At 70.9% G+C, this 24912-nt stretch carries 31 protein-coding genes and 1 pseudogene; 26 read left to right on the top strand and 6 right to left on the bottom strand.

Annotated features, from left to right (window positions below; translation table 11 throughout):
• The first annotated feature begins 36 nt into the window (after positions 1 to 36).
• Positions 37 to 1677 carry an LCP family protein gene (locus tag AC5P1C_RS10005; protein WP_493865336.1) on the top strand — a complete coding sequence of 547 codons (1641 nt, stop codon included), beginning with the start codon at positions 37 to 39 and terminating at the stop codon, positions 1675 to 1677.
• 36 nt (positions 1678 to 1713) lie between these two features.
• Here AC5P1C_RS10005 and AC5P1C_RS10000 read toward each other — a convergent pair whose 3' ends face one another.
• Positions 1714 to 2754, bottom strand: a complete 1041-nt coding sequence (locus AC5P1C_RS10000) for a glycosyltransferase family 2 protein (RefSeq protein ID WP_493865335.1) — start codon at positions 2752 to 2754, stop codon at positions 1714 to 1716.
• 161 nt (positions 2755 to 2915) lie between these two features.
• On the opposite strand from AC5P1C_RS10000, the gene AC5P1C_RS09995 reads away from it, so the two are divergent.
• On the top strand, positions 2916 to 4397 hold the full coding sequence (locus AC5P1C_RS09995; RefSeq protein WP_493865334.1) for an LCP family protein: 1482 nt from the start codon (positions 2916 to 2918) through the stop codon (positions 4395 to 4397).
• Between the two features lie 22 nt (positions 4398 to 4419).
• Here AC5P1C_RS09995 and AC5P1C_RS09990 read toward each other — a convergent pair.
• From AC5P1C_RS09990 to AC5P1C_RS09975, 4 genes and pseudogenes are all read right to left on the bottom strand, one after another.
• Positions 4420 to 4725 (bottom strand): annotated as a pseudogene (locus tag AC5P1C_RS09990) (acyl-CoA thioesterase); the annotation flags it as partial.
• Positions 4726 to 4746: 21 nt separating this feature from the next.
• A complete protein-coding gene (locus AC5P1C_RS09985; RefSeq protein WP_493865333.1) occupies positions 4747 to 6534 on the bottom strand; it encodes a recombinase family protein in 1788 nt (595 codons plus the stop codon).
• A 46-nt stretch (positions 6535 to 6580) separates the two neighbouring features.
• Positions 6581 to 6991: a hypothetical protein gene (locus AC5P1C_RS09980; RefSeq protein WP_493865332.1), complete on the bottom strand. Its 411-nt coding sequence runs from the start codon at positions 6989 to 6991 to the stop codon at positions 6581 to 6583.
• Between the two features lie 26 nt (positions 6992 to 7017).
• On the bottom strand, positions 7018 to 7479 hold the full coding sequence (locus tag AC5P1C_RS09975; protein WP_493865331.1) for a helix-turn-helix domain-containing protein: 462 nt from the start codon (positions 7477 to 7479) through the stop codon (positions 7018 to 7020).
• A gap of 303 nt (positions 7480 to 7782) precedes the next feature.
• Here AC5P1C_RS09975 and AC5P1C_RS09970 point away from each other — a divergent pair, with 303 nt between their 5' ends.
• The 24 genes from AC5P1C_RS09970 to AC5P1C_RS09855 all read left to right on the top strand — a co-directional run bounded on the left by AC5P1C_RS09970 (position 7783) and on the right by AC5P1C_RS09855 (position 24286).
• Positions 7783 to 7965: a helix-turn-helix domain-containing protein gene (locus tag AC5P1C_RS09970; RefSeq protein WP_493865330.1), complete on the top strand. Its 183-nt coding sequence runs from the start codon at positions 7783 to 7785 to the stop codon at positions 7963 to 7965.
• Complete coding sequence (locus tag AC5P1C_RS09965; RefSeq protein WP_493865329.1) at positions 7962 to 8153, top strand: hypothetical protein; 192 nt, start codon at positions 7962 to 7964, stop codon at positions 8151 to 8153. Before AC5P1C_RS09970 ends, AC5P1C_RS09965 begins: the two co-directional genes overlap by 4 nt.
• A gap of 69 nt (positions 8154 to 8222) precedes the next feature.
• Positions 8223 to 8603, top strand: a complete 381-nt coding sequence (locus AC5P1C_RS09960; protein ID WP_493865328.1) for a hypothetical protein — start codon at positions 8223 to 8225, stop codon at positions 8601 to 8603.
• Positions 8600 to 8980: a hypothetical protein gene (locus tag AC5P1C_RS09955; RefSeq protein ID WP_493865327.1), complete on the top strand. Its 381-nt coding sequence runs from the start codon at positions 8600 to 8602 to the stop codon at positions 8978 to 8980. The genes AC5P1C_RS09960 and AC5P1C_RS09955 overlap by 4 nt, the downstream gene beginning before the upstream one ends.
• Positions 8977 to 10221: a recombinase RecT gene (locus AC5P1C_RS09950; RefSeq protein WP_493865326.1), complete on the top strand. Its 1245-nt coding sequence runs from the start codon at positions 8977 to 8979 to the stop codon at positions 10219 to 10221. Before AC5P1C_RS09955 ends, AC5P1C_RS09950 begins: the two co-directional genes overlap by 4 nt.
• Complete coding sequence (locus tag AC5P1C_RS09945; RefSeq protein WP_493865325.1) at positions 10218 to 10973, top strand: hypothetical protein; 756 nt, start codon at positions 10218 to 10220, stop codon at positions 10971 to 10973. Before AC5P1C_RS09950 ends, AC5P1C_RS09945 begins: the two co-directional genes overlap by 4 nt.
• 215 nt (positions 10974 to 11188) lie before the next feature.
• The gene (locus AC5P1C_RS09940) at positions 11189 to 12091 is read left to right on the top strand and encodes a hypothetical protein (RefSeq protein ID WP_493865324.1); all 903 of its coding nucleotides are present in this window, start codon (positions 11189 to 11191) and stop codon (positions 12089 to 12091) included.
• Positions 12088 to 12810 carry a zinc finger domain-containing protein gene (locus tag AC5P1C_RS09935; protein WP_493865323.1) on the top strand — a complete coding sequence of 241 codons (723 nt, stop codon included), beginning with the start codon at positions 12088 to 12090 and terminating at the stop codon, positions 12808 to 12810. The genes AC5P1C_RS09940 and AC5P1C_RS09935 overlap by 4 nt, the downstream gene beginning before the upstream one ends.
• Positions 12807 to 13367: a hypothetical protein gene (locus tag AC5P1C_RS09930; RefSeq protein WP_493865322.1), complete on the top strand. Its 561-nt coding sequence runs from the start codon at positions 12807 to 12809 to the stop codon at positions 13365 to 13367. The genes AC5P1C_RS09935 and AC5P1C_RS09930 overlap by 4 nt, the downstream gene beginning before the upstream one ends.
• A complete protein-coding gene (locus AC5P1C_RS09925; RefSeq protein ID WP_493865321.1) occupies positions 13364 to 13522 on the top strand; it encodes a hypothetical protein in 159 nt (52 codons plus the stop codon). Before AC5P1C_RS09930 ends, AC5P1C_RS09925 begins: the two co-directional genes overlap by 4 nt.
• A 144-nt stretch (positions 13523 to 13666) precedes the next feature.
• The gene (locus AC5P1C_RS09920) at positions 13667 to 14179 is read left to right on the top strand and encodes an HNH endonuclease signature motif containing protein (protein ID WP_493865320.1); all 513 of its coding nucleotides are present in this window, start codon (positions 13667 to 13669) and stop codon (positions 14177 to 14179) included.
• Positions 14179 to 14673 (top strand): single-stranded DNA-binding protein, encoded by a 495-nt coding sequence (locus AC5P1C_RS09915; protein ID WP_493865319.1) that lies wholly within the window; start codon positions 14179 to 14181, stop codon positions 14671 to 14673. The genes AC5P1C_RS09920 and AC5P1C_RS09915 overlap by 1 nt, the downstream gene beginning before the upstream one ends.
• A gap of 87 nt (positions 14674 to 14760) precedes the next feature.
• Positions 14761 to 14940, top strand: a complete 180-nt coding sequence (locus tag AC5P1C_RS09910; protein WP_493865318.1) for a zinc finger domain-containing protein — start codon at positions 14761 to 14763, stop codon at positions 14938 to 14940.
• A 26-nt stretch (positions 14941 to 14966) separates the two neighbouring features.
• Positions 14967 to 15344: a hypothetical protein gene (locus tag AC5P1C_RS09905; protein ID WP_493865317.1), complete on the top strand. Its 378-nt coding sequence runs from the start codon at positions 14967 to 14969 to the stop codon at positions 15342 to 15344.
• On the top strand, positions 15341 to 15466 hold the full coding sequence (locus AC5P1C_RS09900; protein WP_493865316.1) for a hypothetical protein: 126 nt from the start codon (positions 15341 to 15343) through the stop codon (positions 15464 to 15466). Before AC5P1C_RS09905 ends, AC5P1C_RS09900 begins: the two co-directional genes overlap by 4 nt.
• Positions 15467 to 15665: 199 nt before the next feature.
• Positions 15666 to 16397, top strand: a complete 732-nt coding sequence (locus tag AC5P1C_RS09895) for a hypothetical protein (protein WP_493865315.1) — start codon at positions 15666 to 15668, stop codon at positions 16395 to 16397.
• Entirely contained in the window at positions 16397 to 17221 is an 825-nt protein-coding gene (locus AC5P1C_RS09890; RefSeq protein WP_493865314.1) for a hypothetical protein, read from the top strand. The genes AC5P1C_RS09895 and AC5P1C_RS09890 overlap by 1 nt, the downstream gene beginning before the upstream one ends.
• 201 nt (positions 17222 to 17422) lie before the next feature.
• On the top strand, positions 17423 to 18850 hold the full coding sequence (locus AC5P1C_RS09885; protein ID WP_493865313.1) for a hypothetical protein: 1428 nt from the start codon (positions 17423 to 17425) through the stop codon (positions 18848 to 18850).
• Positions 18851 to 18914: 64 nt separating this feature from the next.
• Positions 18915 to 19676: a hypothetical protein gene (locus AC5P1C_RS09880; RefSeq protein WP_493865312.1), complete on the top strand. Its 762-nt coding sequence runs from the start codon at positions 18915 to 18917 to the stop codon at positions 19674 to 19676.
• A gap of 81 nt (positions 19677 to 19757) precedes the next feature.
• On the top strand, positions 19758 to 20120 hold the full coding sequence (locus tag AC5P1C_RS09875; RefSeq protein ID WP_493865311.1) for a ribbon-helix-helix domain-containing protein: 363 nt from the start codon (positions 19758 to 19760) through the stop codon (positions 20118 to 20120).
• Positions 20121 to 20183: 63 nt separating this feature from the next.
• Positions 20184 to 20624 carry a DUF6221 family protein gene (locus tag AC5P1C_RS09870; protein ID WP_493865310.1) on the top strand — a complete coding sequence of 147 codons (441 nt, stop codon included), beginning with the start codon at positions 20184 to 20186 and terminating at the stop codon, positions 20622 to 20624.
• A gap of 377 nt (positions 20625 to 21001) precedes the next feature.
• Positions 21002 to 21532, top strand: coding sequence for a helix-turn-helix domain-containing protein (locus tag AC5P1C_RS09865; RefSeq protein ID WP_493865309.1), 531 nt, complete (start codon positions 21002 to 21004; stop codon positions 21530 to 21532).
• A 6-nt stretch (positions 21533 to 21538) separates the two neighbouring features.
• Positions 21539 to 22798, top strand: a complete 1260-nt coding sequence (locus tag AC5P1C_RS09860; RefSeq protein ID WP_493865308.1) for a PBSX family phage terminase large subunit — start codon at positions 21539 to 21541, stop codon at positions 22796 to 22798.
• A gap of 6 nt (positions 22799 to 22804) precedes the next feature.
• The gene (locus AC5P1C_RS09855; protein WP_493865307.1) at positions 22805 to 24286 is read left to right on the top strand and encodes a phage portal protein; all 1482 of its coding nucleotides are present in this window, start codon (positions 22805 to 22807) and stop codon (positions 24284 to 24286) included.
• 107 nt (positions 24287 to 24393) lie between these two features.
• On the opposite strand, the gene AC5P1C_RS09850 is transcribed toward AC5P1C_RS09855, so the two are convergent.
• The gene (locus AC5P1C_RS09850; RefSeq protein ID WP_493865306.1) at positions 24394 to 24807 is read right to left on the bottom strand and encodes a hypothetical protein; all 414 of its coding nucleotides are present in this window, start codon (positions 24805 to 24807) and stop codon (positions 24394 to 24396) included.
• Between the last annotated feature and the right edge of the window lie 105 nt (positions 24808 to 24912).

The following is a 24912-nucleotide window of genomic DNA, read 5'->3' as shown; positions in this document are numbered from 1 at the left end:
GGCCGTAATTCGGGGTAGCGCGGGGAGGGGCAGGGGATGGGGAAAAGCAGCGTGCGTGGGGAGGGGGCGCGACAACGCGCCCCGCACGCGAGTGATCTCGGCTTGGAAGACGGCCCGACGCACGAGGGTGGGGAGCCCTCCGCGGACAGCGGGCACCAGAGGCGCGGCCGTGGGGGTGGTGGCGGACGGACTCCGCGTCCGAGACGCCGGATACTCCGCTGGTCGGCAACGATCCTGTCGGTACTGATACTTGGCACGGCCGGCGCCGGATATCTCTACTACCAGCACTTGAACGGCAACCTGGAGACCGACGACCTGAACCTCGGCGAGCACCGGGCCCCCGAGCCCACGCCGAACGCGGCGGGCCAGACCCCGCTGAACATCCTCCTTATCGGTTCGGACGCGCGGGACTCCAAGGAGAACCAGAAGCTCGGCGGGGCCAAGGAGACCTTCGGGTCACCGCCGCTCGCCGACGTGCAGATGCTGCTCCACCTGTCGGCCGACCGCACGAACATGTCGGTCATCAGCATGCCGCGCGACACGCTCCTCGACATTCCCAAGTGCACCGACCCGGACGACGGCAAGGTCTACGCGGCGTCTACGCAGCGGACGATGACGAACCAGACGCTCGGCCGCGGCGGCCCCGGCTGCACGGTCGCCACCTGGGAGAAGCTCACCAACATCCACGTCAACCACTTCATGGAAGTGGATTTCGCGGGTGTGGTCTCCATGGCGGACGCCATCGGCGGCGTACCGGTCTGTGTGGACGCCAACATCCACTCGCGCGACAGCGCGGGCCACGGCTCAGGCCTGAAGCTCGAGAAAGGCACCACCGCCGTCAAGGGCGAGCAGGCCCTCCAGTGGCTGCGCACCCGCTACGGCTTCGACGGCGGCACCGACATCAGCCGCGCCAAGGCCCAGCACATGTACATGAATTCGCTGGTGCGCGAGCTGCGGAACAACGCCAATCTGAGCAGCCCCAACAAGCTCCGCAAGCTCGCCGAGACGGCCACCAGCGCGCTCAAGGTCGACGACGGCCTGGGCAGCGTCAAGAAGCTCTTCGACCTGAGCAACGAGCTCAAGAAGGTCTCGCCGGAGCGGACCACGATGACGACCATGCCGTACGAGTACGTGGGCGCGCGCGTGATCCCCAAGCCGGGCGACGCCGAGCAGCTCTTCCGCCTCGTACGCGACGACGTCTCACTGGACGGCAAGGGCAAGAAAAAGCCGGCCAAGGAGAAGGTCTCGGACGATCCGGCGGCCGATGACGGCGAGATCGCGGTGCAGGTGCAGAACGGCACCCGCACGAACGTCGAGCCCCCGGTCAGCGGGCGCGCGAGCACGGTCACCCAGATCCTCGCGGGGAAGGGCTTCGCCAAGGCGGCGGCCGATACGACGACGGCGCTCGCGCAGGAGAAGACCGTCATCAAGTTCCCCAGCGCCGACCTGGAGGGCGACGCCCAGCGGGTCGCCAAGTCCCTTGGCATGCGGCTGAGTTCGGTGAAGCAGTCGACGGACGTCTCAGGGGTCACCCTGGTCGTCGGTGCCGACTGGCGGGAGGGGAACGCCCCTCCCAAGCCGAAGCAGGACGACAAGACGCCGGAATCGGCCGAGGCGCTCAACGGCTCGGACAAGAAGGCGTGCATGCACGTGGACCCGAAGTTCACCTGGGAGTGAGCCGGAGGGCCCTGCCCCCGGCTCATCCGGCTGTGCTCAGGCCTCGCTGAGCACGGCCGGGCGCCGGGAGGCGATGACCTTCTTGGCGAGGGAGCGCGGGCTGGTCAGGAAGCCCCAGCCCCACGACATGTGCATGGTCGCGAGCGCCACCGGGATCTGGAGGCGCGCCTTCAGCGGAAGCCCCTTGCCCGCGGGCAGTGAGCCCGCAGCGATCGCCGCGAGGTAGCCGGCGGGGACCACGAAGCCCCAGGGCGTCACCGCGGCGCCCACGACGACGCCCGCCGCGATCGCGCAGACCGCGGTCGGCGGCGCGAGGTAGCGCAGGTTGATGGAGCCCTCGTGGTAGCGGGCGACGACGTGCCGCCAGCGGCCGTAGTCCTTGTACTGCTTGGCGAGCGCCTTCACGCTCGGCCGGGGGCGGTACTGCACCTTCAGCTCGGGCGAGAACCAGATGAGGCCGCCCGCCTCGCGGATGCGGAAGTTCAGCTCCCAGTCCTGGGCGCGGATGAACTCTTCGTTGTAGCCGCCCTGCTGCTCCAGGGCTTCGCGGCGGAAGACGCCGAGGTAGACGGTCTCCGCCTGCTGGGCCGCGCCCCCGGTGTGGAAGGCGGCGTTGCCCACGCCGATCTTCGACGTCATGGCGGCGGCGACCGCGTGCTCCCAGTCGTTCTCGCCCTCGGCGTGCATGATGCCGCCGACGTTCTGCGCGCCGGTCTCCTCGAGGAGGCGTACGGCCGTGGCGATGTAGCCCGGCGAGAGGATGCCGTGGCCGTCCACGCGCACCACGATCGGGTGACTGGAGGCCTTGATGGCGGCGTTCAGGGCGGCGGGTGTGCGTCCCGTGGGGTTCGGGACGGTCTGCACCTTCGCGCGGTTGCCCGCGGTCTCGGCGACCAGTTCGGCGGCGATCTCGTTCGTGCGGTCCGTGGAGGGACCGAGCGCGACGACGACCTCCATCTCACCGTCGTACTCCTGCTCGAGGATCGCGGAGACGGCAGCACGCAGGTGCCGTTCCTCGTTGAGCACCGGCATGATCACGGATACGGCAGGAAGCTGCACGTCGGGCGTCGCGTTCATCGGCGCCACGTTACCGCGAATGGGGGACACCGGCGCGCGCCGCCCGGCCTGCTGCCCCGGGTCGCAGATCGTATGGGCCTACGGTACTCGCGTTCCCCGGCCCATCGCGGGTCCCCTCGCCCGTCCCGGACGGGCCCGTCACCGCGGAGGTGTCCCCACACGTGCCCACACCGCCCCGCCGCTCCCCCACCCCGCCGCCGCGTGGCCCTCGACCGCCACGTGCGAGGCAGCCCCAGCAGTCCGCGGGGCGGCCGGTCAAGCAGCGCAGGCGGCCACGCTGGGCCATGCGGGTGGCGACGGGGTTCTCCTTGACCGTGCTGGTCGCGGCCGGGATCGGGCACGGCGTCCTGACCAGTCTCGACACGGAGATCGACCGGGTCGACGCCTTCAAGGACATGAAAAACCGGCCGGAGGGCGGCAACGGCATGAACGTGCTGCTCGTCGGCACGGACGGCCGGGACAAGATCACCAAGGCGGAGAAGCAGAAGTACCGGCTCGGTGGGGCGCCCTGCCACTGCACGGACACGGTCATGATCGTGCACATCTCGGAGGACCGGGACCGCGCCAGCGTGGTGAGCCTGCCCCGGGACAGCTACGCGGAGATGCCCGAGCACGTCGACCGGAACTCCGGCGACAAGCACAAACCGCATCCGGTCAAGCTGAACGCGGCGTACGCGGAGGGCGGTCCCAACCTCACCGTGCGGACCGTCGAGAACATGACGAAGGTCAAGATCGACCACTACATGGAGATCGACTTCACCAGCTTCATGAAGACCGTGGACGTGCTCGGCGGCGTGGAGATCTGCACGACCCGCCCGCTGAAGGACTCGTACACCGGACTCGATCTCCCCGTCGGCACGCACAAGCTGAACGGCGGCGCCGCGCTGCAGTACGTCCGCACCCGGCACGTCGACGGCTCGTCGGACCTGGGGCGGATGCAGCGCCAGCAGCGGTTCCTGGCGGCGCTGATCTCCAAGGCCACCAGCAGCGGGGTGCTGCTCAACCCGCTCAAGTTCCGTGACGTGTCCAGGACGCTGCTCGGCTCGGTCCGGGCCGACAAGGGCTTCGGCACGAACGAGATGCTGGCCCTGGGACGCGCGATGCGCGGCTTCTCGCCGTCGTCGTCGGAGTTCACGACGGTGCCGCTGCGCAGCAAGGGCGTGATGGTGCCGGGCATCGGGTCGACCCTGAAGTGGGACCCGCAGAGGTCCGCGAAGCTCTTCCAGGCGCTGCGCGACGACCGCCCCCTCGCCCCGCACGGCGTCAAGCGCAAGGCCGTCGTCGACGTGTCGCCGCAGCAGATCCGGGTGCAGGTCGACAATGCCGCGGGCACACCGGGCCTGGGCAAGCGGGTCGACACCGCGCTGCGGTCCACCGGCTTCCGTACGACGCGGACCCCGGGCAATTTCGTGGGCAAGCCGCTCAAGCGCACGGTCGTCGCGTACGACCCGCGCTGGGACCGCTCGGCGAAGTCCCTGGCGACGGCGCTGCCCGGCTGCCAGATGCGGGCGGTGAAGGGGCAGGGCGCGACCCTGAAGGTGCTCGCGGGCCAGGACTTCAAGCAGGTCAGGCCGGTACGGGCGGAGGACGCGTACCAAGGTGAGTTCGGGGCCCTGACGGGCGACCAGGTGGTGTGCCAGTAGGGCGGACGTGCCCGGAGGGCGCTCAGTCGTCGAGGCCCTCCGCGGCACGTGCCTGCCGCAGCTCCTTGATGGCCCGGCGGCGCGCGAGCCGGTGCGTACGCCGGATCTGCGCCTCCTGATAACGGCGCCGGTCGCGCTCGGTCTCCGGGAGCACCGGCGGCACACCCCGCGGCTTGCCGTCCGCGTCGACGGCGGCGAAGACGAGGTAGGCCGAGCCCACCTGCTGCGCGGGCGTCGACTCGTTCCAACGCTCGGCGAGGACGCGGACGCCGACCTCCATGGAGCTGCGCCCGGTCCAGTTCACCTGCGCCTTCACATGCAGTAGATCCTCTAAAGCACAAACACACGCTTACGCAACAGCGGCGAGGCGCGGCACCTGCACGGCCGCTACCTGCTCGGCCCTCTTCACAAGGGACACCTTGGGCCGCTTCATAAGTGACACCTTCCGGGGCGCCCACGGGTCCGGTTCCCACACCGGGTGAATCTCAACGCGGGATGTCGCTCGCTTGCCCCGGCCCCGGTCGATACGCACGACCGACACACGGCGAAGGATCTTCCGCAGGATGCCGTTCTTCTCCGCCACATTGAGCGTGTCCCACTCATCGAGCAGGCCGACAACGAGCGGTTGAAAGTCGATCTGTTGCGGCGTCGCCTCCACCTCGACGACGGCATCGAGAGCCTTCTCGGCCGCCGCCCTCTCCTTCCTGATCTTGTCGCGCGCCTGCTCGTACTCCCCCGGTTCGTATTCCTCCTGGTTCACCGCGTGGTGTGCGCGGAGCCGAGCGAGGCCGTCGCTCAGTTTCTTGATCTGTTTCGTGAGTCGTTCCCTTTCCCGCTTGGCGAGATCGCGCGCCCGGCTGACGTCCTGCTGTCGCTGCTGCACGGGTGGTACCGCGTCAACGGCCGGGGCTACTTCGTCGGCAAGGAAGGTGAGGACCTGCTTTTCCACCTTGGCTCGGGTGATGCTCACGCCCTCACAGGCGCTTCCGCCGCTCTTGATGTACCAATTGCAGCGGTAGCCGTATCCGTTGACGGTGCGACCCGTAGAGCCGCCCCGGAAGGCACCTAGGCCCCGTCGGCACTGGCCGTGCCGCATGAGCCCGGTGAGCGGGTAGGTTGCGTTTCGCTCGCGCGGCGCCATTCCCTTGATCAGTGACCGATGATCTAGGTACTCCTTCCACAGCCCCTCGTCGACCACGGCCGGTTGGGCACCAGGGAGGAAATGCCAGTTCTTGCACGTCGCAAGTTCGGTGCACTTGCAATCCAGATCGTGAGTCCGCAGCAGGCCGGCGGCAAAGCCACTGTCCATGTACTTGCGCAGCGCTGACTGTTCCCAGAGGTTTCCCATGGTGCTGCGGAAGCCGAGGGCGTTGAGCCATGCGCAGATCGCGGTAAACCCCTCGCCTCCGTAGACCTTGCGTTCGTAGGCTTCGAGCAGGATCTCGGCGGAGTCGGGGTCGAGGGCGTAGCGCTCTTTCTGGAGCGTTTCTGTCCTGGGGTCCCACCGGCGGTGCCAGATGTAGCCGAACCGCTTTCGCCCGGTGGCGGGGAGCCGTTCTGTGTTCCTGCGGTGCTCGTGGGTCTCGCGCCATTGTTCCCCGGCGCGGTTGCTTTCGAAGTTGCCGAACGCGAAGATCATTTCCCGCTGGAACTCGCCGATTGCCGTGTTGGCATCGACGGGTTCCGTGGCAGATTCGAGGCGTCCGCCTGCGTATTCGAGGCGGGCGAGGTTGACGGCGTTGCCGGTCCTGTTGCGTCCGAAGCGGCTGTAGCGCCATACGGCGATGCCGCGGGCGAAGCCTGCCTCTACTCCCTCGATGCCACGCATGATCTTGCGTTTGAAGTTGCGGCCGGTGGCGTCGAGGTCGACTATCCAGCCGATGATCTGGCGCTTGGTGCGTCTGGCCCATTCGAGTAGAGCCGACTTCTGAAGTTCGGGGCTGATCTTCTCCTCTCGCCATGTACTGACCCTGATGTACCCGATATACGGTTCGAGTTCGGAGAGATCATCCGGTATCTGCACGCCGGGTAGGAACGTGGCGGGCAGGTCGTCGGTCTGGAACGACTCGGGTACGTCTCGGAAGACCTTTTCTAGCTCTTCCCACGTGATGGGCTGCGTTGTTGGCGCTCGCATCATCGCGTTTGCATCCCCCTTGCTTGCTGCTCTGGCGTGGACAGCGAACTCACTGTGCCTTCCGTTTCCTCATGTCGTCTTCGTCGTCGTGCGGCCGGATCAGCCGCACGTTGTCGGGGAGGTCGCCGCGAGGGATGGTGGCGATTCCTTGCGTGTCTTCCTCCTCGACGCCCTCGCCACCATCCGGCGGTGCCGCCGGTGAGCCGAGGAGTCCTAGGGATACGTGTTGCAGCGCGAGCCGGTATCCGGCGCTGTGTGTTTCGGCGAGTTGGTAGTCGCTCGCGCGGGTGGCGCGGTGTGTAAGGCAGTAGCAGAGAGCGGGGATAGCAGCGACCAGGGCGATCATGCCGAGGCGGAATACGTCGTCATGGTTGTGGAGGACCCCGAGCGTCGCGACAACGGCGCCGAGTACAGCGATAGCGACCGATGGGACGTAGAGGCGTCGGGCGAGGCGGGGCATGTGCGGGTGTCCTCCGTGCTGATCGTTCAGTCGGCGAGTTTCTGCTCGCCTTCGTTGGGCGGGGTGCGGGCGAGGGTGCGCGTCATGCTGACGAACACCTTGCGTTCCGCGGGGTCTGTGATGCCGAGTTCGTCGGCGGCCTGTTCGGGTGTGATCTGGTGCTCGGTCATGGGCCTTTGCACTGCGGCGAGTTCGTCGGGGGTCAGGACGCCGGCGCGTACGAGCACTTCGGGGTAGGGCACGCGGATTGCCTCGGCGAGGGTCCGCAGGATTCGGGTATCGGTTGGCATCTCACCCCTGAGTAGGCGGGTGACCGTTGATGGACTGAGCCCCGAGTTTTCAGCGAAGGCTGTGCGGCCTCCGGACCGGGGGCCTGACATGTTGTAGCCGAGCTCTTCGAGGCGTCGCATCAACCACGTGCCGAAGTCGGCCGTATCTGGTGACGCTTGAGCGGGCGCGGGGGTTGTATGGCGCTTGCTGTTTTTCATGGTTGAAATGTAGCGCGTGAGTGTCCGTATGGACACGCCACGTTTTAGACACGGCGCTTTGCCCCATGACGCCCCCCTAGACGTACGGATTGATGGCGAACCGTCCCCTTCTGGTTCGCACACATGACCGAATATGCCATTCCGATCACCGCGCGTCAACGCGCCTGCATGATCAGTGACTTGACCGCTAAGTTTCGAACTTGAAAGAAAGCTGCTACTTTCTGTCTCGGCAGGTAACTACCGAGACAGAAAGAACGGTGCCTTCCGTTGTACGACCGCGCCCTCCTTCACACCGCCGCCCGCATGCGTGGCATCAGGAACCCGTCCCAGCTCGCCCGCGAGACCGGTCTCTCCGTGCCCACCGCGTGGCGCATTTGGAACGGCGTAGGCGCCCCCCGCGGCGACCACGCCGACCGCGTCGCCGACACCGTCGGTATTTCTGCGTCGCACCTCTACACCCGCGCCACCGCCGGGGCCGCCGCATGAGCGCCGCCCTCATCTCCCGCGAGCAGGCCATCGCCAACGCGCGTCGGGTCCTTGACGCCGCTCGCCTCCGCCGCGACCGCGACCGCGCCGCGGGCCGCCTGGCCCCCGAGGTCGAACTCGTACTGCGCCGCCTCGAACGCCGGAAGTCCCAGCAGGCGCCCGACCTCGAACGCCGCGCCGCCGCCTGACACGACGAAGGGCCGCCCGGATGCGACCCGGACGGCCCCTTTCCGACCGAACCCCGAGAGGTACCGATCGTGAACACGCCCGAGATTACCCGCCGCCCCTCCCGCGTGGCCCTTGCCGTACAGGGCGCCCGCCAGGCCCGCAGCGACCTCGCCCACCCCGTTGCCCTGCTCGCACGGCAGTTGGACGCCATCGCGCCCGGCGCCGCCCGAGTGCGGACTGTCCCCGTGACGGCCGCGCGCGACGGAGAGCAGCGCCCCGCGACAGCCGTCGCCCTCGACGACGCACTCGGCCTCCCCCTCACCGCCGACCGCACAGCGCACCGCGCCGCCCGCGACCTGCTGCGCCGGACATTCCCCGCCGCGGACTGGAGACGCCCGTACGTCTACGACGCCATCACCGGCGCCCTCGCCGTCGACGAGCCGACCATGCCCGAGGAGCTGCACCAGTGATCCGCCCCCAGCTCTCCGCCGACGGCCGCGCCGTGCGCCTCCCGCTCGCCGAGCAGGTCGACCCGCTGCTCGACAAACTCGCCCTCGCCTACGCCCAGGACCCCGACGCCGTCGGCCGCCTGCTCACCGCCCACGCCGCGAGCGTGGTCGCCCTCGACGTCGCGATGTGCAGCGAGGACGCCACCGACTACGGCCGCGCCATGCGTGCCGCCCAGGCCGACGCCACCCGCGAGGCCCTGCTCGACGACTGCCCGGCCGCCGTCGCCCTCGACCCTCTGCTCGACCCCGACGACGCGATCACCCTCGCCACCCGCATCACCAAGGCCGCCGCCCACATTCGCCACCGCACCGCACAGAACAGGAACACCCGCTCGTGACCGTGACCACCCTGCCCACCGCCCACGCCCCGACCGCCGTCGCCCCGGCCCGCGGGGGCGCCCTGTCCCTTAGCCACATGAGTCCGTACGAGGCGTGGCAGTTCTGCGAGTCCCTCGCGAACACTCCCCTTCTGCCGGACGCCTACCGCAAGCAGCCCGCCTCTGTTCTGTGGGCGATGGAGTACGGCCGCGCGCTCGGCCTCGACGTCGTGACCACCATCACCACGATTCACGTGATCAAGGGCAAGCCGACCCAGTCGGCCGATCTCATGCTCGGCCGCGCCCGTACCGCGGGCCACCGTGTCCGGATCAAGTCCGAGCGCACCCGGTGTGAGGTGCGTATTCAGCGGCACGACGACCCTGACGACGAGACGGTTATCGAGTGGGTCCTCGACGACGCCGTTACCGCGGGTCTGTGCAAGCTCGTTGACGGCCGCCCGCAGGCCCGTGACCAGAAGAACCAGCCGCAGCCGTGGGAGAAGTTCCCGCGCGCCATGCTGCGGGCCCGCGCCATCGCCGAGGCCGTGCGTTCGGCGTGCCCCGAAGTGCTGCACGGGGCGATCTATACGCCCGAGGAGTTGGGCGCCGTCGTCGACCAGGAGGGCAACCCGGTAGTCGTCGAGCGCGCCGACGCTCCGCCCATGCAGCAGGGTGTGACCGTCGTGCAGTCGACGCCGAACGGCCCCCCGGACGCGACCGCGGCCACGCGTGACTACCTCGCCGAGGCCGCGGAGACGTCCGACGTCGACCAGCTCGCCGCGATTCTCGCCGCCGCCGAGGCCGCCGGTGCCCCCGCGGACTACATGGTGTGCCTCGCCGAACTCCGCGACGCGCACGCCGCCGAGTCGGTCGGCCCTGTGCGCGAGCTGCACAGCGCGGCACAGGAGCGGGGCGCGCACCCCGACCACCTCGCCCGCCTCGCCGCCATCGGCGCCACCAAGCCGGGCGCCAAGAAGCAGGCCGACCAGGGCGCCCCGGCCGAGCAGGACCCGCCGACCCCGACGCCGCACTCGGTTTCCGATGCGGTCGCCGCCGAGGGCGCCATACCGGCGAGCGTCGTTACCGCCGAGCAGGCCGCCGCCGAGGCCGAGAACGCGCTCAGGCTCGCCGCCTCGCGCGCCAACCTGCCCACCCTCGACGCCGATTTCGAGCGCGCCTACGGCCTGCCGATCGAGCAGGCCCTCGCCGCCCAGCTCGACCAGTTCCGCGCCATGATCGAGAACGCCGGGGGCGCGAAGTGACCACGACTGAGCAGCCGTTGACCGAGATCGAACAGCACCACCTCGACACGATCACCGAGCGCATGGGCATGAACCGGATCGAGGCCGAGGAACGCGCCGCCCGCGGCGAGGACCCGCTCGACCCTGCGGACCCGGCGCCCGCCGTCGCGGGTCCCGCCGCGCCGGAACCGGCCGCCGTCCGCGATGCCGTCACGCGACAGGCCGTCCTCGGCGCCCTGCTCGACCAGGTCAAGGACGCCTACAAGGACGCCAAGCGCGAGGCCGACGACCTGCTCGAACGGCAGTACAAGGCCAGTGGCAGCACGAAAGTCGACGCCACCTTGCCCGACGGAACGAGGGTCGGTTCTGTCTCCCGCCAGGGAGGCGAGCGGGAAGCGACGGTTGTCGATGCCGACGCGTTCCGCGGATGGGTGCGCGACCACTTCCCCACCGAGCACGTCGTCGAGTTCGTCCCCGCCCAGGTCCTCACCAGCGTGCGCCCCGGATTCTCCGGACGCGTCCTATCCGAGGCGACCGCGGCCGGTGCCGCCCGGTACCTCGACGAAGCGTCCGGAGTGGTGCACGACGTGCCCGGAGTCGAGATACGCCCCTCGCGGGCCGCCTCGCACCGCCTCACCTACACCCGAGGCAGCAAGGCGCAACCGGCCGCGGGCCGCGAGTTGGTCACCGCCGCGTGGCGCACGGGCACCCTCGCCGACCATCTGCCCGCGCTCGCGCCCAGCCCGCCGGCCGCCGCCGAGGGCGAGCGGTGAGCGCACCGCGGTACGAGGACGAGCCGCCGCCGTCGTGCGAGTACGGCCGCCCCCGGTGTCACGCGCAGCCTGCCCGGCTCTACCCGTGCGGATGGCGATGCGACGAGCACCAGCCCGCACGCACTCACCACCGCACAACCCCGTGAACGGCCCTGGGGCGAGGTGTCGCCGGACCCTCGCCCCAGGCGCCCCCTGTACGACAGGAGCAACCGCCCGTGACCCTCGACGCCATGGATTGGGTGTGGACCCGTGCGAAGGCGCGCGGAAACGCCCGCCTGGTCCTGCTCGCCGTCGCCGACGCCACCACCGGCCCCGAGGCCACCGCGCGTATGGGCACGGCCGAGTTCATGCGCCGACTCGCCGCCTCACGCTCGACCGCGCGGGCCGCCGTCGACGCCGCCCTCGCCAGTGGCGAACTGACCGAGGACGAGCCCGCCAAGGGCAGCCGCGCGACCCTCTACAAGATCCCCGGAGCCGTCGGATACGCCCGCGCCGCCCGCTCTACCGGGCCGAAATCCGGCCCCACAACGCAGATGACCCCAGGGCCGGAATCCGGCCCCCTATTCGCTACCGGGCCGGATCTCGGCCCCCTTACCGGGCCGGAGTCCGGTCCCCCCGCCGAGACCCCCCAAACCCCGTACCGGGCCGAATCTCGGCCCCTTTGGGGACCGGATTCCGGCCCCCATCACTCACCCATAGAGGGATTGAGTGAAGGAGGGAGCGAGCGCGGGCGCGACGCGGTCGCAGTGATCCCGGAGTTCGCCCGCCCCCTGGTCGACCAGATCACCGCCGCCGGGGTCCTGGTCGCCTGGAATCTCGCCCAGGCCGAGTGGTTCATCGTCGACGCCCTGATGAAGCGGTCGGGCCTCGACATGCTCGCCACGGCCGCCGTGCAGGCCGCCGCCCGTAACCGCCGAGGCGTGTCGCATGCCCGGTACTTCCTGCGGGCGTGGCAGTCCCTGCCGCCAGCCCCGGCGCCCGGCACCGTCCCCGCCGCAGCCCCGGCCGCGCCCGCCTCGAACGTGATCCCCCTCGACCGCGCCCAGCCCCGCGGACGCGTCGCCCAGTCCGCCGACCACCTCGCCGCCGCCCTCGCCGCCATGGAGGCCCAGCAGTGACCCCCCGTGAAGTCGCCGCCCTGCTCGCCTACGTCGTCAAGCTCGACCCCCGGCTCGCCCTCGACGACCAGGCCGCCGCCGCCGACCGCCTCGCCCAGTGGTGCGACCTGCTGTCCGACGTCCCCGCCACCATCCCCGGATGGGACGCCGCCCGCGTCGCCCGCGACCACATCGCCCGCAGCCCCTACCGCATTCAGCCCTCGGACGTGTCCCGCCCGTGGCACGCCCACAAGGCCGACACGATGCGCCGCCACGTCGGCACGTTCGAGCCCACCGCACACCCCGAGATCAGCCCCGACGACGAGACCGGTGATGCCTTTGTCGCCGCTCTGCGGGCCGAGCGCGCCGCCGTCGCTTCCGGACAGCGGGCGCCCGTCACCCACCACGTCATCACCGCGGGACCGCCCGCCGTGCAAGTACAGCGCCGTCTCGCCGAGTTGGGCACCTACCTGCCTCCCACCGTCGCCCAAGCCCTCGCCGCCCACCGTCCGCACCGAGCCGAGCGCGAGCGTCTGGCCGCCGCTGGTCTGCCCGACGCCCTCGCCGTGGCGTGCACGTGGTGCGGCGCCGACACGGGCCAGCCGTGCCGGACCCGCAACATCCGGCCCGGCAAGGACCCACAGCAGCGCGTTCGCGCCCGTGCCGATTCCCACCCATCCCGCGTCGAGGACGCCCACGCCCACCACGCCCGCCGCCAGGAGCAGGAGACCGCAGCATGAGCCCCACCCCGAAGCAGGCCCGCACCCACCGCCGCAAGGCCGCGAGCGGCGACCGGACGAAGAACGTCAAGGCGTGGCGTATCGAGGCCAGTTGGGGCCATCGCCCCGACGCTCCGGTCATCGTCCGCACATCGGACCGCAAGCGGTCCCAGAAGGTGTTTCGCGACCTGGTCGACAAGGGCGCCTACGTGATCTACCAGGAACACGCAGGGTGGGACCGGTGGCGCACCGTGCGCGAGGCCGACGGGGCCGCACTGCTCGCCGAGCGCAAGGCCGAGCAGCAGCTCGCCGCCGCCGGGCACCCGCCGACCCCGCCCTTCTACCGGCCCGACGAGGAGGACCGTCACCGTTCGTGGCTCGCATGGTGGGCCGTCGCCGAGCAGGCCCGCGAACAGGCCCGCCTCGACGCCGTGCGCCAGGCCGCCGAGGGAGCAGCCCGACGGCGCCGCCTCGCCGCCGAGGTGAGCCGAGACGCCCGCGCCCTGATGAGCGCGCCCGCGATCGTCCGGCCCGAGAACCGCCAGCGCGCCCGGCACATCACCGGGGCGCAGCGATGACCCCGGCCGCCCTCGCCGTTGTCCGGGCCGCCGTCGAGGACGCGCAGCGCGAGCACGACCAGGCCGAGGCCGCAGCCGCCCGCATCGTGGCCGAGCTACGCGACCAGGGGTGGACCATCACCCGGCTCGACCAGGCCGACCGCAAGGCCGCCTAACACCGCAGGACAGGGGGGGCGCATCCCCCGCGACGTGGCGCCCCCCTACCTGCTAGCTTTCTGTCTCGGCAGAAAGACTTTCTGTCTCGGCAGCACACCCCCACATCCCGCAGCCCGCCGCACATCCCCCGGAGGTACGTCCCGATGGCTCGCACCACCCCGGCCGAGCGCTTCACCGCCAAGACGGCCCCGGGACCCGTGCCCGCCAACCTCGCCACCCCGTGCCTCTTGTGGCCCGAGGGCAGCCTCGACCGCGACGGATACGGCCGCTTCTGGGCCGAGGGCCGCGTCGTCCCCGCCCACCGCTGGTCGTACGAGCAAAACCGCGGCCCCATCCCCGCCGGCCTCGAACTTGACCACCTGTGCACCGTGCGCCGTTGCGTCGCCGACGACCACCTCGACGCCGTCGACCACCGCACCAACGTGCTCCGCTCGACCGGCCCCGCGGCCGTCAACGCCCGCCGCACCCGGTGCACGAACGACCACGACCTCACCGACCCGGACAACGTCCACGTGAGCTACCCCCCGTCGCACCCCAACGGCATGCGCAAGTGCCGCGCGTGCGCCCGCAACCGTGGCCGCCGCACCCGCGAGCCCCAACTCGCCCCCGTCGCCACCCTTCCCACCCGCACCACCCCCGAGAGGACCGCCGCCTAATGGCCGGAGAAACCCCGATGCACGTCGTCGGCAACGTCGTTGCTGACCCCGAACTCAGGTTCACCCCCGGCGGAGCCGCCGTCTGCAACTTCCGCGTAGCCAGCACCCCGCGCACGCTCGACCGCGCCACGAACGAGTGGAAGGACGGCGACACCCTCTTTCTGTCCGTCAGCGTGTGGCGCCAACAGGCCGAGAACGTCGCAGAAACGATCCGACGCGGCGACCGCGTGATCGTCGTGGGCCGCCTCGGACAGCGCCACTACGAGAAGGACGGCGAGCGGAAATCGTCGTACGAAATCCAGGCCGACGACGTCGGGCCAGCGCTCAAGAACGCTACCGCCCAGGTCGCCAAGAACAGCGCCCAGAACGGCCAGCAGCCACGCGCCCAGGGATACGGCCAACAGGCCCCCCAACAGGGCTACGGGGCCCCCCAGGGCGACCCGTGGGCGACGCAGCAGCCCCGCCAGGGATACGGCAACGAGCCCCCGTTCTAGATCACTCGCCGCGACCGGACGCGGGCCCGCCCACGTGCGGGCCCGCACGCGCTACCACCCACCACTGACACCCGGAGACACCCCGCCATGACGCCTCGCCCGCCCGTGGACGATGCCCCCGCGCTGCACCTCCCCGCGCTCCGCGTCGAGTGCCCCGCGTGCGGATCGCAGCCGAACGCCCTGTGCACCTCGCACAGCGGCACCCGCGAGCGCCGACACAACGTGCACCGCGCCCGCACCGCCGCACACGCCCAGGCACAGCAGTGACCACCGCACGACAGGAGCGCCCCACCATGACCGCCGCCGCCCGCGACTCTCACCGCGACGAACTCACGGCCCAGGACGTACGCGACGCCCTCGCGTTCAACAGTGCCGACCGCGACCCCGCCCTCGCCACGCTCCGCGACATCCTGCTCGACGCCGCCGAGCCGACCCCCGAGCAGGCCCTCGCCGCCGCCCGCATCATCCTGACCGCCCACGCCCATCACCTCGCCGCCCTGGTCGAGCGCGAGCACAACGACACCCAGAGCCGATGGGGTCTCAACCGCTCAAGTCGCGGCCTGCTCACCGGATACAGCGGCGCCCGCCGCGCCATCCGCGCGTACGCCGACCGCCTCGCCGACGAGCAGGCCCTCGCCGAGGGCGCAGCAGCCGACCAGGTCGAGCCGTGACCCCGGCCGCCGCCCTCGCCGCGAACCTCGCCGTTGCCGTCGCCCTGCTCGCCGCCAGCGTCCACCTGATCGCGTGGGGACTGTCCGGCGAGCCCGCCCGCGTCCACCAGGGCGACCAGTGACCGCCGCCCGGACGTGTCGGGCGTGCCGCCGCCCACTCTGCGCACCCTCGCCCGACGGATACGGGCCCAAGTGCCGCCGCAAGCACCAGTCGCCCAACGTCCGGGCCCACGGGGGCGACTTGTACGCCCTCGCCCAGCAGCCGCGCCCCGCCCCGCCCGAACACCCCACCCTCGACGACGCCCAGGAGCAGCAACCCGCATGAGCACCCGCCCCCAGCAGCGCGCCCCCAAGGGCCACTACCGCGACCGCACCGACCGGCGGGCCGTCGTCGACGTACTGCTCTCCCGCGCCCGACGAGGGGTTCTGTCCCCGGCCGAGGCCGCCCTACTCAGCGAGCACGTACGCGAGGAGCAGCGACTCGCCGACGAGAGCCGCCGCGCCATGGCAGGCACTACGCAGGCCCTCGAACGCCACCGCGAGGCCGCCCTCGCCGAGGTACGCCGCCTCTACCGCGTGGCGGGCGTAGACCGCGACCAGGTGCGCGCCGTCCTCGCCCGCGTCCGCAACGCCGAAACGCTCGGCCACGCCCTCGCCGCCGTCGCCGAACACGACGGCCTCTCACCCGCCCTCGCCCACATACACGCGCGCATCCTCGACCGCGCCGACTCGACCGAGGCCCGCCTCGCCGAGCAGCAGCGCGACCACGACATCGCCCTCGCCACCGAGCGCCGCCGGTCCGAGGGATGGAAGCAGCACGCCCACGACGCCGAGCGCAATGCGGGCCGCTACCGCATCGCCTGGTTGGCAGCCCGCCGCGACCGCTACGCCGACCGAGCCGCCATGGCCGCCGAGCTGCCCCTCGCGCAGGCCGTCGAGCGTGCGCGCGCCCTCGCCGCCCGGATGCGCGCCGGATCACCGCAGGGCGCCGCCGCCATCTGCGCCGACCGCATCGAGCAGGCCCTCGCCGACGAGCACCAGGAGCAGCACTGATGACCACCCCCGGCCAGCGTGCCGCCGACGACCTCGCCACCGTCCGCGAGCAGTGGGGCGACCTGCTCGCCGCCATCGCCGAGCCCCCGCGGTCCGCCGACTGGATGCCCTACGAGCGCCGCGGATTCCTCGACCAGCTCGCCGCCGACGACCGGGCCGAGGACGACCAGGCCCTCAACGAGGCCGCCGTCGGCCGTCTGCCCCTCATCCTCCGCGAGCACCCCGCGCCGGCGAACTTGCGGGCGCTCGATGCCGCGGTCGAGGTCGAGCGCGAGGTGTTCGACATGTGCGACGCCGTCGCCGAGCGCGTGCAACTCCCCGCCCGCGACCTCAACGGCCGATGGACCCTCGGCGCCGACCCGAGCGACCCGAGCCTGTGGCACGTGCCCACGTACCGCGACGCAGGACCGGCGAGCATCGCCTCGACCGGATCACGCGTATTCGGTCTCCACTGGGCCGCCGTGTGGCTCGGCGGTCGCGCCCTCGACGACGCGCTCGACCGCGACCTGTTCGCCCCCACCCCGGCGACCCTGGTCGACCAGATCGCCGACGTCGCCCACACCGCGCGCCGCCAGGTCGAGGGCGCCCTCGGCCGCACCGCCCGGACGATCACGCTCGACGAGCCGTGCCCGTTCTGCCGCGCGGGCCGCATCACCGTGCACAACGGGGGAGGCGACCCGCGGGCCGCCGTGGCGACCTGCTCGACCGGCCCAACGTGCCCGGCACCCGTCGATGCCGAGCGAGGCCGCCGAGCGTGGCGCGGGGCCGACCTGGTCGGCCTGTTGACCGCGCTGGAGTCCCGCCGAACACCCTCGGCCGCATAGGGCGACACACCCCCGGACGCACGTTCGGGGGTGCCGTCGTTCCTGGTTCGGCTCGGCCCGCATCACGGGTTGATAACTGTTGCTGTAACTATTACTGCAATCATTACTGCAATGGCTACTGTTGGCACTCCTGAAGGGTCCTCACCCCGACAGGAACCGCCGGACCTCACCCGGCACCACACCAACCAAGGGAGCGACCCCATGGGCAAGTACAACCCCGACACCGACACCGTCTGGTCGACCGCGCACAACGGCCGCATGGCGCACGCCTTCAACTCCGAGGGCCGCGCCCTGTGCAACCGCAGCATCCGGCCGCGCACGGACACGACGCTTCACGACGACTGGGGCACCCGCGCCAGGTACGACGATGCGGTGTCGACCCTGCACGCCCGGTGCGTGCAGAAGCTCGACGCCGCCACACAGGCCCCCGCCGAGCAGACCGCGCCCACCGCCCCCGCCGCCGCGCGCTCCGGTGAGGTCACGATTCCGGGCGCCCTCGCCGACCACCTCGCCGACACCAACCTCGCCACCGGGGCCGACGACCACGACCCCGCCAGCAAGGCCACCCGCGAGGCCCTCGACGCCGGACGCCGCGGCCGAGGCCGCACCCTGATCATCAAGCCGCAGAACACCGACGTCCTTAACGTCATCAGCGAGTACGCCGACAGCCTGCTCACGGCGGACGACGCCACCCGCGCCGAGCGCATCGCCGCACAGACGTGGGTCGAGCAGGCCGGACACGCCCGCAAGCAGGTCGCCGCGATCGCCCCCTCGGCGGCCGACCGCGAAGCCGCCGACGCCGCACGCGCGTCCGCCGACGCCTACATTGCCCGCGAGCACCCCAAGGTTGCCGCACTGCTCGACGCCGAACCGAGCAGCGCGGCCACGGACACCGAGGGGCAGCAGGCCGCCGAGGCCGAGGGCACGTGGCGCGGCGAGTGGATCGGCGAGCAGCCCACCGACGACGCCCTGTTCGCCGTCGAACGCCCGACTGAACAAGGCGCCCTGTTCGACAATCGCGCCGCTCAAGAGCCCACTCGCGAGCCGATCGTCGCCCGCGCGAGCTTCCGCCGTGAAGACCTCGACCGCGTCAAGGCCGAGGCCGCCGCCGACCGCGAGGCGTACCGCGCCCACATGGACGAGCGCCAGGCCGCCGAGCACCGCGCCCACGGCGCCCCCGTCCCGTCCGCCGTACAGGCCCGTATCGAGGCCCGCCGCGCCACCGAACAGGCCACCGAGCAGGCCACCGAGCGGCGCGTCGTCGAGGGCGTGATCGTCACCCACAACGGCCGCACGAAGGGCACCGCGCCCAAGCACGCGGCCAACTCCGACGCACTCGCCGCCCTCGCGGCCCTCGGCGCCCTGCGCCTCGCCGAGGTCACCGACCACACAGACGTGGCCGCCGAGCCCGGCGACCCCGACCACCAGCCCGACGCCTGGGGATTCCTCGCCGAGCCCCGCGGACACGGCCGCATCGCCCTGTACTGGCTTGAGTCCGGCCGCTACGTGACCCGCGACGGCAAGCCGTGGGCCGTCGAGCTGAAGATCGGCGCCGACAAGCTGAGCGCCGCCGGGTGGAGGATCGAGCCGCACACCCGCCGTTGCGTCATGGCTTGGCGCCCCGAGTAGCCCACCCGACCGGCCCGCCCTCACCCGAGGGCGGGCCCGCCCCGGACCGACAGGAGCAACCCAGATGAGCAACGAGCAGCCACCCCACGACGACGCATACGAGACCGGCCGCGCCTACTCATCCGTTGAGATCACTCGCAAGATGAAGGCCAGCCGACCCAACCCCATCGAAGGCGCCCGCGCCTATGCCGAGCGCCTGCTCGCCGAGGTGATCCAGCACGAGCGCGACAGCGCCGCCCGCCGAGCAGCCGAGGGCGACCCCAACCCGTACGACCTCGCCCCGTACGCCGATGTGCACGACCTCGCCGAGCAGTACGACGGCGCACGCGCCAGGACCGAGGACCCCGCGGACCTCGAACGGTTCCTCGACAACCTCGCCGACGACCTCGACCTCTCCGACGTCCGCGCACTGCGCACCGCCGCGACCGCCGTCGCCGAGGCCATGGGGCGTATCGCCCTCGCCGCCCGCGAGGACGGTATGAGCGCCGACGAGATCGCCCAGAAGACCGGATACACCGCTTCCCGTGTCGCTCAGTTCCTCCGCGAGGAGAAGCAGCGCCGCGCCGCGGCTCCGCCTGCCGATCAGTGGCACGCGTTCGTGACCGTCGAGGAGCACGACGGAAACGAGTGGCGAGAGCTGACCAACGAGAGCGTTGCCACCGCGGAGACGCCGACCGCCCTCACCCGACGGGTACTCAGCACCGCCCGCGAGAGCCTGACCGCCGACACCGTGCGCGTACGGGTATGGCGATTCGGCGAGAGCGAGGGCGAGCACCTCGCCGAAGCCGTCCACACGAACACCGACCGCATGCCAGACACCCAGTAACCCAAAAACACTGCGGGCCCGCCCGGTTCCTCACAAACCGTTGGGCGGGCCCTGACCACCGAAAAGGAGCGACCCCAAACGATGGCTACCGCCCAGCGTAACCAGAAGCCCGGCCCGCCCGAGCCGGGTACCCGCCCCTCGATCCGCGTCGACGAGCAGCTCGCCGCCGACCTCGCCGTTGTCATGCGTACGGGCGTCAACCTGTCCGATGCCGTCCGACGCGCCGTCCGACAGCTTGCCGACCAGTACCGCACCGCATGGGCGAACGACGTGTGCCCGCCCGGCACTCCGCCCGTCGTGCTCGCCTATCAGATGGACGACCCGCAGACGCTCGCACAGCGCGCGACCAGCCGGTATGACGCCACGTCCGACGCGCGACCGACGCCCCGGAGTGCCGATCGCCGCTTGCCCAATGCGCCCGTCGGACCCACGTACCCCGCTTGACGCCACCGCGCCCCGCCCGTCCGACAGGCGGGGCGCATTCGTCCGACACGACAGGATGACCACATGACCGGCGATCCGATCGCGTTCCTGCACGCCCGCCTCAACGAACGCGCCGCCAAGGCCGAGGCCGCCCGCCATGAAGGCAAAGGGCTCTGGACGCAGCCCTACGACGAGGAGCCCGGCCGCATCCACGACGACCGCGGCGAGGTAGTCACGTACGACGAGGGAGCCCCCACAGAGGCGCAGGCCGCCCACATCATCGCCAACGCCCCGGCTCGCATCCTCCGCGACGTTGAGACCGCCCGCGGCTTGCTCGCGCCGCACGAACCGACCATGCAGCCGAGCAGTGACTCGGATGTGGACGACCGCTCTACGTGGCTCCCATGCTGCGGCGCCTGCCAAGTCACCGTTGCGCACCCCGGAGACTGGCCGTGTGAGCCCGTGCGTCTGCTGCTCGCCCCCTACGCCGACCACGCCGAGTACCTCGATGACTGGCGTCTGTAGCGGCGACCGGACGCGCCCCAATCCCACGCGCACGCGAACCGAACGAGCTTGCGCCGTTATAGTTCCGTGACCTAATGTGGGGGCCGTCCCCGGCGTGCCCGGAAACACCCCCGCGCGGCCATCTGGGGGACGGCATCGCAGGGGATGCCGCCACGGCGTAGACCGGCCCGCATCAGGCAATCATGAACTTGGCCGCGCGGCCGACTCACCGCGCGACCGACACGGGAAGGAGCGGGAGCCCTTTGACCGGGGGCTCCCGCTCACGCCGTCGATCACCCTCGCCCCGCATGCCCCCGCCGCGGGGCGTTTTGCATGCCCGCGTCCAGAGTCCGCCGCCCCCGCCCGCGCTGAGGAGCAGCACCAGGAGGTGACCGCCGATGGCGCGCCCCATCACGGACGCCGACCGCCGCCAGGTGCGCGAGCTACACGCCGCGGGCAAGTCCCGCAACGACATCGCCCGCACGCTGAAACGTTCCCCCTCAACCGTTTCGAAGATCGCCGCCAACCTCGACCCACCCCTGTCGTTCGATCGGGCCGAGCAGGTCGAGGCCGCCACCCGCGCCCGCACCGCCGACCTCGCCGCCCGCCGTGCCGCCCTCGCCCTCGCCCTACAGGGCGACGCCGAGCGCCTACGCACCCAGCTTTGGGCGCCCACCACGCACGGCGAGTTCGCCGGCCGCGAGGGCGAGTGGCACGAAGCCCACCTACCGCAACCGCGGTTCGGCGACCAACGGGCGATCGTCGGCTCGGTACAGACCGCCGTCGGTACCTCACTACGTCTCGCACCCGTCGAGGGCGGAGAGAACGCCGAGGAAGTGCGCAGCATGCTGGGCGCCCTCGGCGAGGCACTGACGCAGGCCGCCAACGACGACCAGGCCCACGACGACGGGGGCGACGCCGGGGGGTGAGCCGCTGTGCTCGACCTCGACTGTCTGCCCCTGTCTCGCAAGCAACTCCGCAGCATCGGGCAGGCGACCGCCCGTATCAACCTGTGGCACGGCAGCGTGCGCAGCGGCAAGACGATCGCAAGCCTGTTGGCGTTTGTGATCGCCGTTGCCACCGCCGGACCGTCGGGCCTGATCATCGTGTGCGGGCGCAGTCTCCAGACGATCGAGCGGAACATCCTCGAACCCCTGCAAGACCGCGCTCTTTTCGGTCCCCTTGCCCGGCACGTCGTGCATACCCGCGGGGCGACGACGGCGACGATCCTCGGTCGCACCGTGCACCTGATCGGCGCCGCGGACGCCCGCGCCGAGGGCCGCCTACGTGGCCTCACCGCGCAACTCGCGTACGTCGACGAGGCAACCCTCCTGCCCGAGGGCTTTTGGGTGCAGCTTCTCGCCCGTCTGTCCGTGCCCGGCGCGCGCCTGTACGCCACCACAAACCCGGATAGTCCGCGCCATTGGCTCAAAACTGGATATCTCGACCGCGCCCACCAACTCAACCTCCGAGCCTGGCATTTCAAGCTCGCCGACAACCCGAGTCTGTCGCCCGAGTACGTCGCCGACCTCGCCGCCGAGTACGTCGGTCTGTGGCGCCGCCGCATGATCGACGGCGCGTGGGTGGTCGCCGAGGGCGCCATCTACGACATGTGGGACGAGGCCCGCCACGTCGTCGACGAGCTGCCCGACATGCGCCGGCACTGGTGCGGCATCGACTACGGCACGACCAACCCCTTTGCTGCGGTCCTGCTCGGCGAGGGCACCGACGGCCGTCTGTACGTGTGTGCCGAGTGGCGCCACGACTCCCGCGCCGCGCACCGCAGCATGACCGATGCGCAGTACAGCGCCGCCGTCCGCGCGTGGCTCGACGCCCTCGGCATCACGCCCGAGTGGACGTTCATTGACCCGAGCGCCGCCTCTTTCTCTACGCAGATGTGGCAGGACGGGCACCCTGGCCTCGCCCGCGCCACCAACGACGTCACTGACGGAATCCGGTCCGTGTCGAGCCTGCTCGCCGCCGACCGCCTGCTCGTGCACGACTCGTGCGAGGGCCTGCTCGCCGAACTCCCCGGCTACTCCTGGGACCCCAAGGCCACCGAGCGCGGCGACGACGCCCCGATCAAGGTCGACGACCACTCAGCCGACGCCCTGCGCTACGTCGTCCACTCCACCGCGCACGAGTGGCGCCACCTGCTCACCGCCCCCGCATCCGACACCACCACCAGGAGGTGAGCCCCGATGGCACTGCCCGAGAACGGCGCAGCGTGGCCGCCCCCGCAGTGGGCCCCGTACTACGACCGCATCGCCGTTGATGACGCCTGGTATTCCGGTGACCGTGACAGGTTGGCCCGCATCTACGGTCGCGAGCAGAAGACGCCGCGCCGCCGTCTGTGGAGCCGTCGCAGCAGCGCGCACCGTCCCAGCCGCGACACTCGCCTACACGTCCCCCTCGCAGGCGACATTGCCCAGACGTCCGCCGACATGTTGTTCGCCGACATGCCGAGCTTCATTGTCGAAGACGCTCGCACTCAGACCCGCCTCGACCAGCTGCTCGCCGACGGGCACGTACAGCAGATGCTCTTGTCGGCCGCCGAGCAGTGCGCCGCCCTGTCCGGGATCTACCTCCGATCGACGTGGGACCGCGACCTAGTCGATCGACCGCTCTTGACCGCCGTCCAACCGGACAACGCCGTGCCCGAGTTCAGGTTCGGCATGCTCGCCGCGGTGAACTTCTGGAGGGAACTTTCCGGCAGCACCACACAACTTGTGTGGCGGCACATCGAGCGGCACGAGCCCGGCCGGATCGTGCACGCCCTCTACCAGGGCAACGGCGACAACATCGGCCGGCGCGTCCCGCTCACCGAGCACCCTGATACGGCCGCCCTGGTCGGCAGCATCGAGAACGACGGCGAGTCGACCACGACCGGAATCCGGCAGCTCACCGCCTGCTACATCCCCAACATGACGCCCAACAGACTGCACCGGGGGTCGCCGATCGGACGCAGCGACTACGCCGCCCCGATCTATGACCAGCTCGACAGCCTCGACGAAACGTGGACGTCGTGGATGCGCGATATCCGCCTCGCCCGCGCGCGGCTGATCGTCCCTGACGGATACCTCCGCAGCCACGGACCCGGAAAGGGCGCATCGTTCGACGAGGACGCCGAGGTATACGCCCAGCTCAACATGCCGCCAACCGAAAACGGCGGCATCACCTTGAGCCAATTCGAAATCCGGGTCGAGGAGCACCAGCAGACGACCGAGGCACTGACCCGGCAGGCCACCCAGTCCGCTGGGTACGCCGCCCGTTCGTTCGGCCTCGACCGCAACGGCGGCCAGGCACGGACCGCAACCGAGGTCGACAGCGACGACGACAAGAGCATGATCACGCGGAAGAAGAAGGCAGGCCACTGGAAACAGGGACTTGCCGACGGCCTGTTCGCCCTGCTCGCCCTTGACGCCGTGCACTTCCGCAGCAGAGCGACCCCGGAACGTCCGCGGGTCGAGTTCTCCGACGGTGTCGCCGAGTCCCCCATGGACACGGCGCAGACCCTCGAACTGTTGAACCGTGCACAGGCTGTCTCGACCGCTACCAGGGTCAAGATCCTCAACCCGGAGTGGGACGACCGAGAGGTCGCCGCCGAGGCCGCCGCCATCCTTCGCGAGACCGGCGCCGCGGACGCCCCCGACCCCGGCGGAACGTACCCGCTCGCCGCCTGAGTGCCTGTGTCACATCGTTGCTTCGGGCAGATCCGCCCGAAGCAACGAGCCCCTGAACTGCATCAACAGGCCAAACGACCTGTCACGCAAGGACGTGACGCGGGCTCTTAGGCCGGAGGGGCCTCGGCGACGTTGACGGTGACCTTCCAATCGCTGCCGTCGGGACAGTCGGCCACGGCACCGTCTGCGTCTTTGCAGGTAGCCGTCGCCGTGATGCTGACTGTCCCCTCAGCAGCAGCCTTGAAGTCGCCGCGTTCGCCACTGAAGGCCAGTACGGCCTCGTCGGAACTCATGGGGTCGCCGTATGTCACGATCAACCCGCCCGTGCCTTCGGCCGACGCAAGGCGGACGGATACCTGATCGCCCACAAGGGCGTCGACTGACTTCCCGTTGGCATCGTTGGACAGCTGTACGGCGGCGGCGTGCATCACCGGTACGGCTTCGGCATCAGGCACTGCGGCGGGCACGGTGAGCGCCGTGACAGCGAGCGCGGCGGCAGCGAGCATGGTCCTGCTGAGCATGGAGTCCTCCTCGGACGATCGGAACGCAGGACCAGTCAACCGCCGCGCCTGCGTCCAATGTCGATCATCAGCGGCCGAGTCACCCGAACGGTCCTGCCCCGCCTG

The sequence above is a fragment of the Streptomyces sp. A18 genome (genome assembly GCF_059026065.1).
The sequence above is the reverse complement of the archived record's forward strand: the minus strand, read 5'-3'. Positions and strand labels throughout refer to the sequence as shown.

What these genes read in the sequence shown, in the direction of transcription:
- AC5P1C_RS10005 (WP_493865336.1), top strand. Translation starts at nt 37, where the DNA reads ATGGGGAAAAGCAGCGTGCGTGGGGAGGGGGCGCGACAACGCGCCCCG.
- AC5P1C_RS10000 (WP_493865335.1), bottom strand. Translation starts at nt 2,754, where the DNA reads ATGAACGCGACGCCCGACGTGCAGCTTCCTGCCGTATCCGTGATCATG.
- AC5P1C_RS09985 (WP_493865333.1), bottom strand. Translation starts at nt 6,534, where the DNA reads ATGATGCGAGCGCCAACAACGCAGCCCATCACGTGGGAAGAGCTAGAA.
- AC5P1C_RS09980 (WP_493865332.1), bottom strand. Translation starts at nt 6,991, where the DNA reads ATGCCCCGCCTCGCCCGACGCCTCTACGTCCCATCGGTCGCTATCGCT.
- AC5P1C_RS09975 (WP_493865331.1), bottom strand. Translation starts at nt 7,479, where the DNA reads ATGAAAAACAGCAAGCGCCATACAACCCCCGCGCCCGCTCAAGCGTCA.
- AC5P1C_RS09970 (WP_493865330.1), top strand. Translation starts at nt 7,783, where the DNA reads ATGCGTGGCATCAGGAACCCGTCCCAGCTCGCCCGCGAGACCGGTCTC.
- AC5P1C_RS09965 (WP_493865329.1), top strand. Translation starts at nt 7,962, where the DNA reads ATGAGCGCCGCCCTCATCTCCCGCGAGCAGGCCATCGCCAACGCGCGT.
- AC5P1C_RS09930 (WP_493865322.1), top strand. Translation starts at nt 12,807, where the DNA reads ATGAGCCCCACCCCGAAGCAGGCCCGCACCCACCGCCGCAAGGCCGCG.
- AC5P1C_RS09925 (WP_493865321.1), top strand. Translation starts at nt 13,364, where the DNA reads ATGACCCCGGCCGCCCTCGCCGTTGTCCGGGCCGCCGTCGAGGACGCG.
- AC5P1C_RS09920 (WP_493865320.1), top strand. Translation starts at nt 13,667, where the DNA reads ATGGCTCGCACCACCCCGGCCGAGCGCTTCACCGCCAAGACGGCCCCG.
- AC5P1C_RS09915 (WP_493865319.1), top strand. Translation starts at nt 14,179, where the DNA reads ATGGCCGGAGAAACCCCGATGCACGTCGTCGGCAACGTCGTTGCTGAC.
- AC5P1C_RS09910 (WP_493865318.1), top strand. Translation starts at nt 14,761, where the DNA reads ATGACGCCTCGCCCGCCCGTGGACGATGCCCCCGCGCTGCACCTCCCC.
- AC5P1C_RS09905 (WP_493865317.1), top strand. Translation starts at nt 14,967, where the DNA reads ATGACCGCCGCCGCCCGCGACTCTCACCGCGACGAACTCACGGCCCAG.
- AC5P1C_RS09895 (WP_493865315.1), top strand. Translation starts at nt 15,666, where the DNA reads ATGAGCACCCGCCCCCAGCAGCGCGCCCCCAAGGGCCACTACCGCGAC.
- AC5P1C_RS09890 (WP_493865314.1), top strand. Translation starts at nt 16,397, where the DNA reads ATGACCACCCCCGGCCAGCGTGCCGCCGACGACCTCGCCACCGTCCGC.
- AC5P1C_RS09885 (WP_493865313.1), top strand. Translation starts at nt 17,423, where the DNA reads ATGGGCAAGTACAACCCCGACACCGACACCGTCTGGTCGACCGCGCAC.
- AC5P1C_RS09880 (WP_493865312.1), top strand. Translation starts at nt 18,915, where the DNA reads ATGAGCAACGAGCAGCCACCCCACGACGACGCATACGAGACCGGCCGC.
- AC5P1C_RS09875 (WP_493865311.1), top strand. Translation starts at nt 19,758, where the DNA reads ATGGCTACCGCCCAGCGTAACCAGAAGCCCGGCCCGCCCGAGCCGGGT.
- AC5P1C_RS09870 (WP_493865310.1), top strand. Translation starts at nt 20,184, where the DNA reads ATGACCGGCGATCCGATCGCGTTCCTGCACGCCCGCCTCAACGAACGC.
- AC5P1C_RS09865 (WP_493865309.1), top strand. Translation starts at nt 21,002, where the DNA reads ATGGCGCGCCCCATCACGGACGCCGACCGCCGCCAGGTGCGCGAGCTA.
- AC5P1C_RS09855 (WP_493865307.1), top strand. Translation starts at nt 22,805, where the DNA reads ATGGCACTGCCCGAGAACGGCGCAGCGTGGCCGCCCCCGCAGTGGGCC.
- AC5P1C_RS09850 (WP_493865306.1), bottom strand. Translation starts at nt 24,807, where the DNA reads ATGCTCAGCAGGACCATGCTCGCTGCCGCCGCGCTCGCTGTCACGGCG.